General features: G+C 75.6%; 21 protein-coding genes. 15 read left to right on the forward strand and 6 right to left on the reverse strand.

Going from position 1 to position 16,379, the window contains the following annotated elements; genetic code table 11:
- From OC439_RS24945 to OC439_RS24955, 3 genes are all read left to right on the forward strand, one after another.
- Positions 1-717 (forward strand): GAF and ANTAR domain-containing protein, encoded by a 717-nt coding sequence (locus tag OC439_RS24945; protein WP_410054956.1) that lies wholly within the window; start codon positions 1-3, stop codon positions 715-717.
- Positions 718-793: 76 nt separating this feature from the next.
- Positions 794-1,297: a DUF2231 domain-containing protein gene (locus tag OC439_RS24950; protein WP_315985948.1), complete on the forward strand. Its 504-nt coding sequence runs from the start codon at positions 794-796 to the stop codon at positions 1,295-1,297.
- A 51-nt stretch (positions 1,298-1,348) separates the two neighbouring features.
- Positions 1,349-2,101, forward strand: a complete 753-nt coding sequence (locus tag OC439_RS24955; protein WP_262015562.1) for a class I SAM-dependent methyltransferase — start codon at positions 1,349-1,351, stop codon at positions 2,099-2,101.
- On the opposite strand, the gene OC439_RS24960 is transcribed toward OC439_RS24955, so the two are convergent.
- A complete protein-coding gene (locus OC439_RS24960; protein ID WP_262015563.1) occupies positions 2,079-3,059 on the reverse strand; it encodes a DUF3500 domain-containing protein in 981 nt (326 codons plus the stop codon). The genes OC439_RS24955 and OC439_RS24960 overlap by 23 nt on opposite strands.
- Before the next feature lie 23 nt (positions 3,060-3,082).
- Positions 3,083-3,475 (reverse strand): ankyrin repeat domain-containing protein, encoded by a 393-nt coding sequence (locus OC439_RS24965; RefSeq protein ID WP_013476997.1) that lies wholly within the window; start codon positions 3,473-3,475, stop codon positions 3,083-3,085.
- Between the two features lie 70 nt (positions 3,476-3,545).
- Here OC439_RS24965 and OC439_RS24970 point away from each other — a divergent pair, with 70 nt between their 5' ends.
- The 10 genes from OC439_RS24970 (at position 3,546) to OC439_RS25015 (ending at position 9,480) form a co-directional block, all read left to right on the forward strand.
- Positions 3,546-3,923, forward strand: coding sequence for a signal peptidase I (locus OC439_RS24970; protein WP_262015564.1), 378 nt, complete (start codon positions 3,546-3,548; stop codon positions 3,921-3,923).
- A 105-nt stretch (positions 3,924-4,028) separates the two neighbouring features.
- Positions 4,029-4,481, forward strand: coding sequence for a cysteine dioxygenase (locus tag OC439_RS24975; RefSeq protein WP_262015565.1), 453 nt, complete (start codon positions 4,029-4,031; stop codon positions 4,479-4,481).
- Between the two features lie 38 nt (positions 4,482-4,519).
- Positions 4,520-5,011 (forward strand): rhodanese-like domain-containing protein, encoded by a 492-nt coding sequence (locus OC439_RS24980; protein ID WP_262015566.1) that lies wholly within the window; start codon positions 4,520-4,522, stop codon positions 5,009-5,011.
- A gap of 52 nt (positions 5,012-5,063) precedes the next feature.
- Positions 5,064-5,636: a winged helix-turn-helix domain-containing protein gene (locus tag OC439_RS24985; RefSeq protein ID WP_262015567.1), complete on the forward strand. Its 573-nt coding sequence runs from the start codon at positions 5,064-5,066 to the stop codon at positions 5,634-5,636.
- A gap of 292 nt (positions 5,637-5,928) precedes the next feature.
- The gene (locus OC439_RS24990; protein WP_262015568.1) at positions 5,929-6,540 is read left to right on the forward strand and encodes a winged helix-turn-helix domain-containing protein; all 612 of its coding nucleotides are present in this window, start codon (positions 5,929-5,931) and stop codon (positions 6,538-6,540) included.
- A gap of 99 nt (positions 6,541-6,639) precedes the next feature.
- Positions 6,640-7,269, forward strand: a complete 630-nt coding sequence (locus tag OC439_RS24995) for a uridine kinase (RefSeq protein ID WP_262015569.1) — start codon at positions 6,640-6,642, stop codon at positions 7,267-7,269.
- Positions 7,270-7,451: 182 nt separating this feature from the next.
- A complete protein-coding gene (locus OC439_RS25000) occupies positions 7,452-7,850 on the forward strand; it encodes a TraR/DksA family transcriptional regulator (protein WP_262015570.1) in 399 nt (132 codons plus the stop codon).
- A gap of 48 nt (positions 7,851-7,898) precedes the next feature.
- Positions 7,899-8,768, forward strand: a complete 870-nt coding sequence (locus tag OC439_RS25005; RefSeq protein WP_262015571.1) for a DUF72 domain-containing protein — start codon at positions 7,899-7,901, stop codon at positions 8,766-8,768.
- 95 nt (positions 8,769-8,863) lie between these two features.
- Positions 8,864-9,046 (forward strand): hypothetical protein, encoded by a 183-nt coding sequence (locus OC439_RS25010; protein WP_262015572.1) that lies wholly within the window; start codon positions 8,864-8,866, stop codon positions 9,044-9,046.
- A 5-nt stretch (positions 9,047-9,051) separates the two neighbouring features.
- Complete coding sequence (locus OC439_RS25015; RefSeq protein ID WP_194801626.1) at positions 9,052-9,480, forward strand: DUF2267 domain-containing protein; 429 nt, start codon at positions 9,052-9,054, stop codon at positions 9,478-9,480.
- 77 nt (positions 9,481-9,557) lie between these two features.
- Here the strand turns inward: OC439_RS25015 and OC439_RS25020 are convergent, their stop codons facing one another.
- Positions 9,558-10,301 (reverse strand): PIG-L deacetylase family protein, encoded by a 744-nt coding sequence (locus OC439_RS25020; RefSeq protein ID WP_262015573.1) that lies wholly within the window; start codon positions 10,299-10,301, stop codon positions 9,558-9,560.
- A gap of 185 nt (positions 10,302-10,486) precedes the next feature.
- Here OC439_RS25020 and OC439_RS25025 point away from each other — a divergent pair, with 185 nt between their 5' ends.
- Positions 10,487-10,789 (forward strand): hypothetical protein, encoded by a 303-nt coding sequence (locus OC439_RS25025; protein WP_262015574.1) that lies wholly within the window; start codon positions 10,487-10,489, stop codon positions 10,787-10,789.
- Positions 10,790-10,792: 3 nt separating this feature from the next.
- Positions 10,793-12,070, forward strand: a complete 1,278-nt coding sequence (locus tag OC439_RS25030) for a cupin domain-containing protein (protein WP_262015575.1) — start codon at positions 10,793-10,795, stop codon at positions 12,068-12,070.
- Positions 12,071-12,165: 95 nt separating this feature from the next.
- Here OC439_RS25030 and OC439_RS25035 read toward each other — a convergent pair whose 3' ends face one another.
- The 3 genes from OC439_RS25035 to OC439_RS25045 are packed head-to-tail and all read right to left on the reverse strand — an operon-like array spanning position 12,166 to position 16,377.
- Positions 12,166-12,837 carry a hypothetical protein gene (locus tag OC439_RS25035; protein ID WP_262015576.1) on the reverse strand — a complete coding sequence of 224 codons (672 nt, stop codon included), beginning with the start codon at positions 12,835-12,837 and terminating at the stop codon, positions 12,166-12,168.
- The gene (locus tag OC439_RS25040; RefSeq protein ID WP_262015577.1) at positions 12,834-15,506 is read right to left on the reverse strand and encodes an FtsK/SpoIIIE domain-containing protein; all 2,673 of its coding nucleotides are present in this window, start codon (positions 15,504-15,506) and stop codon (positions 12,834-12,836) included. Before OC439_RS25040 ends, OC439_RS25035 begins: the two co-directional genes overlap by 4 nt.
- Complete coding sequence (locus OC439_RS25045; protein ID WP_262015578.1) at positions 15,499-16,377, reverse strand: FUSC family protein; 879 nt, start codon at positions 16,375-16,377, stop codon at positions 15,499-15,501. The genes OC439_RS25040 and OC439_RS25045 overlap by 8 nt, the downstream gene beginning before the upstream one ends.
- Positions 16,378-16,379 lie beyond the last annotated feature (2 nt).

Raw genomic sequence — 16,379 nt, forward strand, 5'->3', positions numbered from 1 at the left:
ATGATCGACAACCTCGGTGTGCTGGAGACGGCCGCGCTGCTGCGTGAGCTGACCGCCGGCCTGATCGGTGCGGCCGGGTTCGACGAGGCGCTCGCCCGCCTGGTCCGGATCGCCCGCGACGCGGTGCCGGGCGTGGACTGCTGCGGCTTCACCGCGCTGCGCGCCGGTGAGCCCGCCGGGGTGGCCGCCTCCGACCCGGACCGGGCCGAGCTGGACGACCTGCGGCACGGTCCGGACACGCCGGCGATGACGGCGATCCACCGCCGGGAAATGATCATCGCGGACGGGTTGCCCGACGAGACGCGCTGGCCGGCCTGGAGCGAGCGGGCCCGCGCGCTGGGCGTGCACGGGGTGATCTCCGCCCCGGTCGACGTGGACGAGCAGGTCATCGGCGCGATCAACCTGTACGCCGAGGCGCCCGACGCGCTCACCCCCCGCCACCAGCTCACCGCGATGCTGCTCGCCGAGCACGCCGGTCTGCTGCTGGCCGCCGCCCGCGACCGCGAGCGGGCCGCCTCCCGGGCCGGTGAGATCGACGACTCGCTGCTGGCCGAGGGCGTGGTCGGGCAGGCCGTCGGCGTGATCATGACGCAGCGCGGCTGTCCCGCCCCGGAGGCGCTGCGGGTGCTGCGCAGCGCCGCCTCCTCGTTGGACATCCCGCTGCGCGAGGTGGCCGAGCGGCTCGTGCTGACCGTCTCCCGGCCCCGGGACAACTGAGCGACAGTCGTTTCACCCCGCGGCACCTCGGGTAGCACTCTGGACTGGTGAGCTGCGCCGACCTGGGGAGGAAGCGATGCAGAGCCGACTGCGGGTGCAGGGGCATCCCATTCAACCGATGCTTGTCACGTTCCCGTTCGGCCTGTTCGTCTGCGCCGCGGTCTTCGACCTGGCCGACGTGGCCGGCGGCCCGGCGTTCCTCGGCGAGGTGGGCTACTGGACCGCCGTGGCCGCGCTCGTCGCCGCCGGGCTCACCACCGTCGCCGGCCTGGTCGACCTGTGGGACGTCCGCGCCGGGCGCACCAGCCGGACCGTGCTGACGTTCAACCTCGTCAACGCCGTCATGGCGGGGCTGTTCCTGCTGTCCTGCCTGATCCGGGCGAACGCGCCGCAGCGGGGTGCGAACGGCGCCCTGCTCGCCGCCGAACTCGTCGCGCTCGCCGTCGGCGCGGTCGGGGTGGCCCTGGGCGCGCGGCTGATGCAGCAGTTCGACCGGGCCGCCGAGCCGAGCGGCTTCGAGACGTTCGGCGACGTGCCCGCCGGGTCCACAGTCGAGATCGCCCGCCCGCGCCCGTACTGACCCTGCGGAAATGCGTTGCCGCGGCTACCGCCGGGCGGCAGGCTCGCGGGCATGGTCGGCACGTTCGAGGAACTGGTAACCGAAGCCGAGGCGGCGCCGGTCGAGGGCTGGGGCTTCGACTGGCTGCGCGGCCGCGCCACCGAGGAGCGCCCGCCCTGGGGGTACGCGCGCCTGGTCGGCGAACGGATGGCCGCCGTGAAGGCGGCGCTGGACATCGACACCGGCGGGGGAGAGGTGCTGGCCGAGGTGCCCGCGCCGCCGCCGCTGCTGGTCGCCACCGAGGCGTGGCCGCCGAACGTGCCGGTGGCCCGGCGTCACCTGCGCCCGCTCGGCGCGTCCGTGGTGCGGGTGGGCGACCGACCGCCGCTGCCGTTCCGGGACGCCGCCTTCGATCTGGTCGTGAGCCGGCATCCGGTGCACACCTGGTGGGGTGAGGTGGCCCGGGTGCTGCGCCCCGGCGGCGCCTACCTGTCCCAGCAGATCGGCCCCGGCACGATGCGGGAGCTCAGCGAGGCGATCCTCGGGCCGCTGCCGCCGCCGGAGCACCGCCACCCGGAGAAGGCGGTCGCCGACGCGCGGGCCGCCGGGCTCACCGTCGTCGACCTGCGCGAGGCCACGCTGCGTGCCGTCTTCCACGACATCGGCGCGGTGGTCTGGTTCCTGCGCAAGGTGGTCTGGACGGTGCCCGGCTTCACCGTCGGCCGCTACACCGACGAGCTGCGCCGCCTGGACGAGCGGATCCGCGCCGAGGGACCGTTCGTCGCGTACGCCCGCCGTTTCCTCATCGAGGCGCGCCGGGACTGAGCGGGCCGGGCCGGTGGGCGGCGGCGTGGTGCGCGGCCAGCACGTCGGCGCCGAAGTCACCGGCCGGGCGGCGCAGCACGGTGTGCGCGTGGTTGCCGTCGTCCGTGGTGTTGTCGTACTCGATCAGCAGGTCGTCGCCCTGCACCCGGTAGTAGTGCCGCCGGCCCGGCTCGACCGGGCCGGCCCAGGCGAAGTGCAGCTCGCCGCCGTCGAGCCGGTCGGCCTCCCGGGCCGCCAGCTCCGGCGGGAGCCGGTCCAGGTAGAGCGCGACCAGCCGGTCGAGCAGCGCCCGGCCGGTGGGCCGCAGCCGCCCCCGGGGTACGCCGAGCGGGTCGAGCCGTCCCGGCGCGGTGGCCCGGGTGGCGCTGATGATGTCGGCGGGCGCCTCCCCGGCGATGATCGCGGCGGAGCGGCCGCCCGGTCCGAGCGCGTCGAGCAGCTCGCGGGCCAGGTCCTCCTCGGGGCCCAGGGGCCGGGAGACCGGGCGGCCGGCGTGCCGGACGGTGGCCGGGTTGGCGCCGAGGAAGACCGGCGCGGGGGAGACCCGGTCGTCGGCGACGGTCATGCTCACCGACAGGTGGTGTCCCTCGAACCGCCAGGCCCAGTCGTCGTCGCGGGCCGGGTCGCCGAAGACGGCCACCCAGTAGTCGCCGCTGTGCCGGCCGCGCCGCCAGTCCTCCGCCCGGTCCAGCACCTCTTCGAGAGCCATCACGGTCATGGCCTGCGCGTACGCGGCCGGGCTGAGCGCGGTGGCGAGCAGCCGGTGGGCGGCCTTGCGGGCGTCGACGTCCAGGCCGGCGAGCGCGACGCCGGGCCGGGGCCGCGGCCGGTACTCCAGCCACCGCCGGGCCGGCTCGTCGTCGAAGGCGTGCCGGGCGGCGTCGCGGGCCGGCTCGTCCAGCGCGGCCAGGAACGCCGCGGCGGCCGTGCGCATCTGCTCGGGTACGGGATCCTCCACCGTCCCTGTATACCGTCCGCCGCTCATGCGCGGCCGAGCAGCGCCAGCATGTCGGGCAGCTCGAAGAACCGGGCGGTCTCGACCGCGGACGGTCCGCCGTGGTCCGGGTCGGCGCCGGCGTCGAGCAGCGCGCGGACCGCCGCCTCCTGGCGCCGGAACACCGCCGCGGCGAGCGCGGTCTGCCCCCTGTCGTTCACCCGGGCCGGGTCGGCGCCCCGGGCCAGCAACGCGGCCACCGTGTCCGGGTGGGCGTGGTACGCGGCGAGGATCAGCAGCGTGTCGCCCTTGGCGTTGGTGAGGTTGACCGGCAGCCCGGCGTCCACGTTGGCCGCCAGTTCCTCGGTGGCCCCGGCCCGCGCCAGGTCGAACATCCGGTGGGCGAAGGCGATGGTCTCGTCGTCGAGTTCGTCGGGCATCCGCCCAGGCTATGGCGTCGCGGCCCGGCGCGCCTGGTAGCTTGCGCAGCCGGGCACGGGAGGCGCGCACATGGACGATCGGGTGTACGTGGGCAACGCGGCGGTGGACGGCGCGACCGACGCGGGCTGGCTGCTGGGCCACTTCAAGCCGGCCGGGGACGTGCGGCACAGCACCGACGTGGAGGTGAAGTGGGGCGTGCACCCGGCGGGGGAGAGCCGGTCCCGGTGGGCCACCGGCGAGCGGCGTACCGCCCTGCTGGTGTTGATCAGCGGCGCGTTCCGGATCGAGCTGCCGGACCGGACGGTGGTGCTGCGCGCGCCCGGCGACTACGTGGTGTGGGGCCGGGGCGTGGACCACTCCTGGTACGCCGAGCGGGAGTCCACGGTGCTCACCGTCCGCTGGCCGTCGGTGCCGGGTTACAAGGTGGGCCCGCCGGTCCTCCGCTGAGCCGCGCCCGGCGTCCCAGCATCTGGTATTACCTACTAAACCGATAGGCTTTACCGTCTAAGCTGTGCGGGTACATCCGCTCCGCACCGTGAGGACGCACCGCCGATGACCAGCACCGTTCCCGCCGACCTGCTCGCCGTCGCCGCCCGCTGGGCCGACCCGGACGGCTGGCCGGTGCCGCTGCGCTTCGAGGCGTCCGAGCGGTGGTACGCCCGGCTGGACGCCGGCGACGCGCACGAGGTGTGGGCGCTGAGCTGGCTGCCGGGACAGGGCACCGGCCTGCACGACCACGGCGGCTCGTCCGGTGCGTTCCGGGTCGTGGCCGGCGTGCTCACCGAGGAGACGGTGAGCGGCGGGCGGCTGCGCCCGCACCGGCTCGCCGCCGGAGCCGGCCGGCGCTTCGGCGCCCGGCACGTGCACCAGGTCACCAACCACGGCGACGAGCCCGCCGTCAGCGTGCACGTGTACCGGCCGGCGCTGACCCGGATGACCCGCTACCACCTCGTCGCCGGCCGGCTCCGGGTCGCCGAGGTGGCCCGAGCCGGTGTGGCCTGGTGAGCCGCACCCGCAACCCCGACGAACGGAAGGACGCCACGATGGCGCAGACCCCCACCCGCACCGGGCGCTGTCCGGTCCCGCCGCCCGGCTCGCGGGGCATCGACGAGATCCTCGCGGCCGCCCGCGCCCGCCTGCGCCGCCTCGACCCGGAACAGGCCCACCTGGCGTGCCGGGGCGGCGCGCTGCTCGTAGACATCCGTCCGGCCGCCCAACGCGCCGCGCAGGGCACAGTGCCCGGCTCCCTCGTTGTCGAACGCAACGTGCTGGAGTGGCGCTTCGACCCGCGCTGCGCGGCAAGGCTGCCGCAGGCGACCGGCTACGACGTCCCGGTGATCGTGCTCTGCCAGGAGGGCTACACCTCGTCGCTGGCCGCCGCCGCGCTCCAGGACATCGGCCTGCACCGGGCCACCGACGTCGCCGGCGGCTTCGCCGCCTGGCAGATCGCCGGCCTGCCCACCCTCGGTCCCACCCCGCCGACCCGACCCTCGTCCGCCGCGCCCCCGGTCACCGCCGGCGGGGCGCTCCGCTGACCGTCCCGCCGCACCCGGCGGGGCGGGGCGACCGCCCGCACAGGAGGCTCCCATGTCCGTCGTCGCCCTCACCACCCGTCCGGCCCGCTCGGGCCGCCCCGACCGGGCCGTGCCGCCCCGGCCGCGTACCGCACCGACGCTCACCATCACGCTCGACCTGGGCGCCGGTCCGCTGACGCCGGGCCTCGCGCGCCTGGTCGACCTGCTCGACGAACTCGCCGCGTCCGGCGAGGGACTGGCCACCTCCGGTGAGGGGCCGCCCGCCCGTACCGTGCTCGACCTGCGCCGCGGCGACGCCGCCGCCCCGGCGGCGCCCGTCCCCGGCGGCGTGCGCATCCTCACCGGCACCCGGCGCGTCCGCCACGGAGGCGCCGAGATCACGCTGACCCGCATCGAGTACGACCTGCTGCTGTTCCTCGCCGAACATCCCCGCCGCGTGTTCACCCGCCTGCAACTTCTCGCGAACGTCTGGGGCTACGAGCACGCCGTGGCGCGCACCGTCGACGTGCACGTGCGCCGGCTGCGGGCCAAGTTCGGGCCGGACACACCGCTGGTGACCACCGTGTACGGCGTGGGCTACCGCCTCGCCGACGACGCCGCGATCGTCGTGGACCGCGACGCCTGACCCCGGCCCGGCCGGCACGCGGCGCACCCCGTTCCCAGGTGCGCCGCGTTCACGTTCGCCGCTGATCCGCCATTGTGAACGCCCGGGGAGACCCCCCGTACCACCGCGAATCGGTGCTCTGCTGTAATCAACGGGCCTCGCACGCAGAGCGAGCGCACGGCTGCGATGTGTTCGTCAAATGTCACATTCATGCAACGCGGCCGCCCCTTGACCCTCGCAGAGACGCCGGGAAGCATCGATGAAGCGGCGTCCCGGGCCGTGGGGAGATACCCGGACCAGCCCAAGGAGGACCATGTCGGTCAGCCCCGCCTCGTCGCGCGCCGGATGGCATACGTCCCAACCCGCGGTCCCCGGTCGCCCCCCAGGCGGCCAGCGTCGTCCCGCGAACACGGCCGCCGCGCCCATGCTCACCGTCACCCTCACCATCCCCCTGGCCTGCGAGGAGTCGCTGACCCCGGCCGCCCGCCGGCTGCTCGACGCCGCCCGCGAGATGCTCGAACGCGGCGACGCGGTGGTCAGCGCGGGCACGGTCCCGGCCGAGCGCCGGCCCGACACCGTGCCGGGCGGCCGCGCCCCGGCCCGCCCGCTCGCCCCGACCATCCCCACCCTGCACATCCTCGCGTCGTCCCGGTCGGTGCTGCGCGACGGCGAGCCGCTGCCGCTGACCCGCCTGGAGTTCGACCTGCTGCTGCACCTGGTCGCCCACCCGCGCCGGGTGTTCACCCGGCTGCAACTGCTCAACGCGGTCTGGGGGTACGAGCACGCCGGCGTCCGCACCGTCGACGTGCACGTACGCCGGCTGCGCGGCAAGGTCGGCGTGGACGTCCCGCTCGTCACCACCGTCTACGGCGTCGGCTACCGGCTCGCCGACGACGCCCGCGTCACCATCGACCGCACCGGCTGACCGTCCGGGACCACCACCCGCCGATCGGCGCCGGACGGAGCCCCGACCGCCCGAACCGATCATGTGGTGACCCGCCCGCCCGCGCGGCACGATGGTCCGATGCGCGTGCGCCCGATCAGCCCCGACCGGCTCGTCACCGAGCTGGCCGAGCGTCTCGCCCGCACCGGGACGCCCGGCCGGCTGCGGGTCGCCGTGGACGGCCCGCCCGCCGCCGGGCCGGACACGCTCGCCGAGGCACTGGTCGACCCGCTGCGCGCCGCCGGCCGGCCGGTGCTGCACGTCCGCGCCGACGACTTCCTCCGTCCCGCCTCGGTACGCCTTGAGCACGGCCGCACCAACCCCGACGCGTACTACGAGGGCTGGCTCGACGAACCCGGGCTGCGCCGCGAGGTGCTCGACCCGGCCGGCCCGGACGGCTCCGGCCGGCTGCTGCCGTCACTGTGGGACGCCGGTGCCGACCGGGCCAGCCGCGCCTCGTACGTCGATCTGCCGCCCGGCGGGGTGGTGGTGGTCAGCGGTGCGCTGCTGCTCGGCGGCACGCTGCCGTTCGACGTCACCGTCCACCTCGTGCTCTCCCCGGCGGCGCTCGCGCGGCGCACCGACCCGGCGCTGCGCTGGACCCTGCCCGCGTTCGCCCGCTACGCCGGCGAGGTCGACCCGGCGTCCTTCGCCGACGTGGTGGTCCGGGCCGACGATCCGCGCCGTCCGGCGCTCGTCGAGGCCGCCTGAACTGCGGTTACGGACTCACCGGAAACACTCAGGAAACAGCCGGTTTGACCCGCCGAGGGCTGGGGTAATCGCCCGGCTCACAGAGCACGGGTGATCTCGTCGCCCGCGCATCCACAGTCGGACCGGGTCCGGGGCGCTGGCCGCCCCGGTCCGGTATGAGGGTGTAGGAAAGGCAGGCAGCGATGCTCGTCCACGACACGACAGCCACCGGCCGCTCCCAGGCGGAGGTCGACCAGATCCGGCAGTCCCTGCGGTCGCGGTACGACGAGCTGACCGCCGAGTACGAGAACACCGTGGCGCAGAGCCAGGTGCTGCGGCTGGTGGAGGTCGGCGACACCGCCGGCGACGACCAGGCCGACAGCGGCACCAAGACCGCCGAGCGGGACACCGCGCAGTCGCTGCTGCGCACCATCCTGGACCGGCGGGCCCAGTTCGAGCACGCGCTGACCCGCCTCGACGAGGGAACCTACGGCTTCTGCGAGGGCTGCACCGCCCCGATCCCGTTGGAGCGGCTGGAGATCTTCCCGTCCGCGACCTCCTGTGTGGCCTGCAAGCAGACCCGGGAGCGGCGGGCGGCCTGAACGCCGTTCCGGTTGCCGGTCGGTCCTCCATCGCGGTGAACTCCCACCATGGGTGAGATCAAGGTGGGCACCGCCTCGTGGACCGACCGGACGCTGCTCGACTCCGGCTGGTACCCGGCGAGCGCCGACACCCCGGAGAAGCGGCTGTCCTACTACGCCCGGCAGTTCCCGCTGGTCGAGGTGGACGCCACCTACTACTCGCCGCCGGCCGAGCGGACCGCCCGGCTGTGGGCCGAACGCACCCCTCCCGGGTTCACGTTCAACGTCAAGGCGTTCAGCCTGCTGACCGGCCACCCCACCCGCGTCTCCGCGCTCTACAAGGACCTGCGCCCGGACACCGACAAGCGCAACGTCTACCCGGACGACCTGCCCGCGCAGGCGTACGAGGAGGTGTGGACCCGGTTCCTGTCCGCCCTCGACCCGCTCGTCGAGGCCGGCAAGCTGGGCGCGCTGCTGTTCCAGTTCCCGCCCTGGTTCACCATCAAGCGCGCAAACAAGCAGTACCTGCTGGAGGTGGCCCGCCGGTGCGCGCCGCTACGCCCGGTGGTCGAGTTCCGGCACGCCTCCTGGTTCGACGGCGACAACGCCGAGGAGACGCTCGGCTTCCTGCGCGAGCACGGCCTGCCGTTCGTCTGCGTGGACATGCCGCAGGGACACAAGTCGTCAGTCCCGCCGGTGCTGGCGGCCACCGCCGACCTCGCGGTGGTCCGGTTCCACGGCCACAGCGACAAGTGGACCAGCAAGGACATCCACGAGAAGTTCGGCTACGACTACTCGAAGCGGGAACTGCGCGACTGGGCGCCGAAGCTGCGCGAGCTGGCCGGACAGGCCGAACAGACGCACGTGCTGATGAACAACTGCTACCGGGACTACGCGCAGCGCAACGCCACCACACTCGCCGGCCTGCTGGACGCCTGAGCGACTCACCCGGTCCGGGTGAGGCCCGCTCACCCGGCCCCGCCGCAGCATGGTCGGTGGGCGCCGGCTCGGGCGCCGCGACGAGGAGGTGGGTCATGACGGTACGGGTGGTGGCGGACCGGCGCCGCGGTGGCGTACTGCACGTGGTCGGCAGCTCCGAGGCGCCACGGCGGGCCGAACGGCCCGGCCGGTTCAGTCCGACCCGGTTGTGGCGGGGCCCCAGCGGCCCGCCGCGCCGCGCCGACGACCGACGCTGGGAGACCGAGGTACGGGGGTGAGCCCGATGGCCGAACAGCTGTTGTCCGCGTTCGAGTCCTCGCTGGACAAGACGAACGTGATCCTCAAGGAGATCGAGTCCGCGTACGGCTGGCCGAAGGAACAGCGCAACCAGTCCTACGCCGCGCTGCGTACCGTGCTGCACCTGTTGCGGGACCGGTTGCCGGTGCAGGAGAGCGCCGAGTTCGCCCAGCAGTTGCCGGTGCTGGTGCGCGGGATCTACTTCGACGGCTGGCAGCCGGAGAACGTGCCGATCAAGCTCAACCGCGACGACTTCCTGTACGAGGTGCGCCAGGGCTTCCCGTACGACGTCGAGGGCGGCGCGCAGCGGGTGGTGCAGGTCGTGCTGGACACGCTGCGGCGGCACGTCACCCAGGGCGAGTGGGAGGACGTGAAGGCCACCATGCCGGGTGACCTGCGTCAGATGATTCCCTGATCCGGCACCGGACCGGCCCGTCCCGCCCCCTCGGCGGGACGGGCCGCCGGCGTGCCGGCCAGGAACATCGCCGTGCCCTACTGAAGGTTGATCTGGAAGACCTCGAACGTGGCGCCGAACCGCGCGCCGAGCCGGCTGCCGGCCGGCCGGGCCATGCCCTCCAGGAACTCCTCGGCGTCGAAACCGCCGTCGCCGAGCCCGCTCAGGTACGCACCGTGCGCCCGCAGCGACGCCACACCCCTGTCGAACGTGTCGGTCACGTCCACCCCGTGCCGGGCCACCGGCGACCCGGCCGCCCACACCTCGCGGACCCGCGACCACGGCTGCGTGCCGTCGGTGAGCTGCTCCGGGAAGATCCACCGGTTGCCGGCGTCGCGGACCGCGTCCAGCGTGGCCCGGCCGCAGGCGATGTGGTCGGCCTGGTTCAGCGCGTACGCGCCGTCCCACGTCTCCCGGAAGTTGTTCGTCAGCACCACGTCCGGCCGGTGCCGGCGCACCACGGCGGCGATGGCCCGGCGCAGCGGCACGCCGTACTCCACCAGCCCGTCGGGCAGGCCGAGGAACTCGACCTCCGACACCCCGACCACGGCGGCGGAGGCCCGTTGCTCCTCCTCGCGCACCACCCGGGCGCGTTCCGGCGTCATCCCGTCGATGCCCGCCTCGCCGCTGGTGAGCAGGCAGTACACGACCTCCTTGCCCTGCCCGGTCCAGCGCGCCACCGCGGCGGCGGCGCCGAACTCCAGGTCGTCGGGGTGGGCCACCACTGCCAGCGCCCGCTGCCAGTCCTCGGTCAGCGGGGTGAGTGGCTCCGGCTGCGTCACGTGCGTCTCCTCGCGTCGTCCTCCCGCCATCCTGGCACTCGCCCACTCCTGCCGCTTGCCCCGCGAACCGTCCGTACGGCGGCGTCCGGGCGTCTACCGTGTGGTTAGAGAAGATCGGGCGTGGGGTACCACCCGCTGCACACGGACCCCGGCACCACGCGGGGCGGCACACCGAGGGAGCACCCATGGCATTGAACGACGACGACATCCAGAGCAGCGGCGGCAGCGGCCTGGAGGGCCCGGCCGACGGCGGTGCCACCCCGGGTCAGCACGACGGTGGCGCGGACGGCGGCGCGGAGGGCCCCGCTGACGGTGGCGCGACTCCGGGTCAGCACGACGGTGGCGCGGACGGCAGCGCCGAGGGCCCCGCTGACGGCGGCGCGACCCCGGGTCAGCACGACGGCGGCGCGGACGGCAGCGCCGAGGGCCCGGCCGACGGTGGCGCGACCCCGGGTCAGCACGACGGCGGCGCCGACGGCAGCGCCTGACACATGAGCACCACGCACGTCGACCCGCCGGGTGGCCACGGCCGCCCGGCGGTTCCGTTCTCCGCGATCGAGGCGCTGGCCCGGTGCGTGGCGGTGGAGCCGGCCAAGTTCGCCGCCGACCACTGGGGGCGCAGCCCGCTGCTGTCCCGCGCCGCCGAGCTGCCGAACGCCGACGGCTTCACCGACCTGCTCAGCACCGCCGACGCCGACGAGCTGCTCAGCCGCCGCGGCCTGCGTACCCCGTTCCTGCGGGTGGCGAAGGACGGCCAGCTCGTGCCGGCGGCGCGGTTCACCGGCGGCGGTGGCGCGGGCGCCGAGATCGGCGACCAGGTCCTGGACGAGAAGGTGCTGGCGTTGTACGCCGACGGGGCGACGCTGGTGCTGCAGGGCCTGCACCGCACCTGGCCGGCGATCGTCGACTTCGCCCGCGACCTGGGCACCGCGCTGGCCCAGCCGTTGCAGGTGAACGCCTACCTGACCCCGGCCGGCAGCCAGGGCTTCGCCACCCACTACGACACCCACGACGTGTTCGTGCTCCAGGTGGACGGACGCAAGCACTGGCGGATCCACACGCCGGTGCTGGCCGACCCGCTGGAACGCCAGCCGTGGGGCGGCCGGGCCGACGAGGTCTCCGCGACCGCCGAGGGCCGCCCCGAACTGGACGTGGTGCTGGAACCGGGCGACGCGCTCTACCTGCCGCGCGGCTGGCTGCACAGCGCCCAGGCGCAGGAGTCCAGCTCGCTGCACCTGACCGTGGGCATCCGGGCGCTGACCCGGTACGCGGTGGTCGAGGAGCTGCTCGCGCTCGCCGCCGAGGACGCGCGGCTGCGCGCGAGCCTGCCGTTCGGGCTCGACCTGGCCGACCCGGACGCGATCGAGCCGGAACTGACCGAGACGGTCGAGGCGCTGCGCGACTGGCTGCTGCGGGCCGACCCGGCGGCGGTGGCCGGCCGGCTGCGTGCCCGGGTGTGGCCGGCCGCCCGCCCGGCGCCGATCCGGCCGCTGGCCCAGGCGCAGGCGCTGGCCCGGCTCACAGCGGACAGCGAGGTGGCGGTACGCGGCGGGCTGCGCTGGCAGCTCACCCCGGCCGCCGACGGACGGGTCACGCTGCGGGTGCCGGACCGCACGCTCACGCTCCCCGGCACCTGCGAGGCGGCGCTGCGCGCGCTGCTCACCGGCGAGGTGACAAGGGTCGGCGACCTGCCCGGCCTCGACGACGACGCCGACCGACTGACGCTGACCCGCCGCCTCCTCAAGGAGGCCGTCCTGACCCCCGCCTGATCCCGGCGATCATGAGGTTGACCGGCGGCGCGACGGCGTGTCGCGCCGCCAACCTCATGATCGACGGCGTGAGAGCCGGCGCGGGAGGGCGACGGTCAGCGGGTGTACGTCACCGTCAGCAGGAGCAGCGTCGTCACCAGGCCGGAAGCGGCCACCAGGATCATCGGGCGCGGGGTCAGCACCGCGTGGCGGCGGTCGGCCAGCAGCCGCGCAGGCGCCAGCCCGATCACCGGGCCGAGCAGCGTCACCACCAGTGCCAGCACCGGCAGGCCCACCGCCAGATCGCCGCTGGAACCGGCCGCGAGGGCCCGCGCGCCCACCCCCAGCGCGTACGCCACCAGCGCCCCGCCGATCCCGCACGCGACCAGCAGCGGGTTCACCGAACCGGGCAGCTCGCCCGGAGCGCCGGTGCGGTCCAGCAGCTCCCGGACCGCCCGCAGCAGCGGCACCGGGTCACCGGCCGCGCCGCGTACCGGGCCGGGCGGGTCGCCCAGCCGCCGCGCGCTCCCGCCGAGCCGGGCCCGCAACTGCGTCCACAGGTGCGTGACCTCGCCGTCGACGCGTTCCACGAGCAGGGACGCCTCGGCCACCTCCGCTTCGGCCTGCCGCACCTGCTCGGCGGCCTCCGCGACCGCCCGGTCGGCGGCCGCCACCTGCTGGTCGTACCAGGTGTGCGCCTCGGCCCGCTGGGCGGCCACCCGGGCGGTCAGCTCGGCGAGCCGGCGGATCTGCGCGCTGTACGTCTCACTGGCAACCGGTTCGTTCATCGGGACGGACCATAAGGGATGATCACCTGTCCGGTGCGGTGCACCGCCCGGTCGAAGTAGAGACCGCGCCACGGCCGGGGATACCAGTCCGGCCCGCCGCTGCCCGGATACAGCGAGGAGCCCAGCTCACCGCCCTGCACGTCCAGCGCCACCCAGGCGCCGATCTGATCCGTGCGCGCGCCCGCGCCGCCCAGGTCCACACGCATCCGGGCCACGCCACGCCACCACGCCAGCACATGCGTACGCCGCTCCGGCCCGTCGTGCAGGATCCGGCGCAGCTGCTCCAGCCCGGTGCGCGTACCGGCCTTGCCGGCCAGCGCCGCCGCCGCCGCGTCCACCGCGTACAGCAGCAGGAAGTGCGGGGTACGCGCCGCACCCGGCGCACCGAGTCCGTCACCCGCCTCGGCCATCAGCTCCGGCACCGTCTCCTCGTCGTACCAGGAGGCGTCGCCTTCCAGGTCCTCGTACAGGGCGCGGGCGGCCGGGTCGGCGTCCGGGTCCAGGCAGGCGATAGAGAACCGGGCGGTGCCGGGCCGGTACTGCCGGGCCAGCGACCGGGCGGCGGCGTCGAGCACCGCGCACGCCTCGTCCACCCGGGTGCCCAGCACCGCGAGGTTGCGGCCCGGCGCGCGGGGCAGCCGCAGCGCCGCCGAGCGGGACTGCACGTCGATGATCTCGCCGAGCAGCGCCACCGGGCTGCGCGGCACGCCCTGCTCCGGCGCGGTGAGCGCCCGGAAGTCCGGCGCGTCGGCCAGCTTCGGGATCGCGTCGCCGTCGAACAGCCGGGCCGGCGCGGCGTCCTGCGGGCGCATCCGCCACAGCCGGTGCTGAAGCTCGCTCCACGTCTCCCAGTCGCTCGCCGACGGGATCCGGGCCACCTCGTTCCCCTCGGCCAGGCCCGACTCGGCGTTGACGACCGCGTGGTGGCGGGGCAGCGACTGCGCCGCGTCGTTGCGTTCGGCCAGGATGCGCAGCGCCTTCGGCAGCGCGATCCGCAGCGTGAACTGGGCGACCAGCGCGGGCCGCCCCCACAGCGCCTCGATGCCGCGTACGTCCTGCGAGGCGAGCACCAGGTGGATGCCCTGCGACCGGCCCCGCCGGGCCAGGTCCTCCAGCAGGTCGGCGGCCTCCCGGGCGACCACGTCCCGCCCGGCGAGCAGCGCCTGGAACTCGTCGACCACCGCCACGATGCGCGGCCAGTGCCCGTCCGGGTCCACCGCGCGCAGCTCGGCCAGCTTGGTGACCTCGTGCTTCTTCGCCGCGTCGGCGCGGCGGCGCAGCTCCTCGGCGAGGAAGCGCAGCAGCGCCAGGCCGAACTCCCGGTCGGTGTTGACGTTGATGCCGACCAGCCGCATGTGCGGCAGCCAGCTCGGGTCGCGCCGGCCCTGCGCGAACCGGGCGAAGGACACGCCCTCCTTGAAGTCCAGCAGGTAGAACTCCAGCTCGGCGGGGGAGTAGCGGGCGGCGAGCGCGCCGATCCAGGCGAAGATCAGGTTCGTCTTGCCGGTGCCGGACGGGCCGCCGATCAGCGCGTGCGGCGGGTAGTCGCCCAGCGTGAGCAGCACCTGCCGCCCGTGCGGGCCCTCGCCGATCGGGGCGCTGAGGCCGTGCGCGGAGTCCTCCCGCCAGTACTCGTCCGGCGGCGGGAGCAGGTCGGTGAACGGCGTCGGCGGCGGGCCGGCGGCCACCCGGGACGCGACGGTGCGGCAGGTCTCGGTGACCAGGGCGGGCGGGGGCGGCGCGTCCAGCACCACCGGCAGCCCGGCCACCCGGGCGTCGTCCGGCTCCACGGTGATCCGGGTGACGGTCGGGTCGTCTGGCAGCTCGATGCCGCGGACCACCAGGTGCACGCCGCAGGCCGCGCCGGTCCGCACCACCCGGTCGAGCTGGCCGCGTTCGTGCCGGGACAGCTCGTCGCCGCCGAGCAGCACCGCCACCCGCCACGGCTCCGGGCGGCGCCCGGTGGCGGCGGCCAGCTCGCGCAGCGAGCCGTACTCACCGGCGAGCACCGTGGCGTTGATCCGGCGGATCTGCTCCACCAGGTCGTCGAGCAGCCGGCCCAGCCCGCCCGGCCCGACGAACGTGAGCAGCCCGGCCGTGCCCAGCGGCGCGAACCCGGCCAGCCCGCCGCCCAGGTGTTCCGGGTCGTACCCGTAGAGCCGCACCGCGCCCGGGTCGGCCCGCCCGACCGAGCGCAGCAGCAGCGCCGGCACCACGGCGGCCAGTCCGTCCCGGTCGCGGCCGGCCAGGTGCGCGTGCCCGGCGTCGAGCAGCGGGACGAGCGCGGGCACCGGTTCGGCGCCGTCGAGGCGTACCGTGCCGACCCGCAACGCGCCGGGCGGCTCGGACCGGCCGGCGGGCGTGGCCCGCCAGCGGTCCCACGGCGCGGACGCCGCGCCGGGCGCCTCCCGCTGCGCCGCAGCGGCGGCCCGGCGGGCCAGCTCGGCGAGGCGGGCGGTGTGCCGGGCGTCGATCTCGGCCAGGCGCCGGTCGCGGGCGGCGCCCACCCGGGCGGGCACCGCGGCGGCGGCCTTGCGGGTACGGGCCAGCCGGTCCCGCCCGGCGGCCAGGTCTGCCTCGGCGGTGGCGAGCCGGGTGCGGGTGGCGCCGAGGGCCTCGGAGAGCATCCCCCGGACCCGCGTCACCAGTCGAGCGCGGACGTCAGCCACGGGACGGCTCCCGATCGTCGGTGTCCTTGGGCAGGTCCCGGCCGAGCCGGTCGAGCAGTACGCCGGTGAGCACACCGGCGGTGACCGCAGGGTCGGCCGCGTGCGGCTGTTCCGCGTCGTCGTCGCGGCGCGGCGGGGGCATCCGGCACACCCGGGTCAGCAGCGTGTCGAGCACCGGCCGCGGCAGCCCGGGCAGCAGGTCGCGGACCCGGGAGTCCAGCGCGCCGCGCAGCCGGGGCAGGTCGTCCGCGCGGGGCGGATGGCCGAGCAGCTCACCGGCCAGTTCGCGCAGCAGCGGCGGGGTGATCGCGGCCAGCCCCAGCCCCACGTCGGCGTGTGCCCTGCGCAACTCGCGGTGCAGCCGGTCCCGGTCGCCGGAGCGGACCCCGGCGGTCACCCGGCGCAGCAACTCGTGGGAGTCCACGACGCGCTCGTCCGGCTCGTCCGGCGCACCCTCCCGGCCGCCGGTCAGCTCCGCCACCCGCACCGCCCACCAGCGCCGTACCGCCGGCTGCTCGCCCGGCTCGGCGGCCGGGCCGGGCGCGGGCGGCTCCTCGCCGCGCGGCGAGTCGTGCTTCGGCGGCCGCTCGCCCGGTGGCGCCGGCCGCGCGCCGTCGGGGGCCAGCCCGATCGCGGCCAGGTACGCGGTGAGCTGCTCCTGCGCCACGCGCAGCGCGTAACCGGCCGTCTCGGCGTGCTCGGTGGCCGAGGACAGCTCCGGCACCCCCATCGGGTCGGACGACTCCTGGCGTACCCAGCGCAGCCGCTCCTGCGCCTGGCCGAGCTTCTCCAACGCGGCGGCGAGCTGCGCCAGCGGCAGTTCCTCGGCGGCGGCGCGCACCTGCGCGCCGATGTCCTCGACGATGGACACGG

This window comes from Micromonospora sp. Mcm103, assembly GCF_024519755.1.
In the GTDB taxonomy this organism is placed as follows: Bacteria; Actinomycetota; Actinomycetes; order Mycobacteriales; family Micromonosporaceae; genus Micromonospora; species Micromonospora aurantiaca.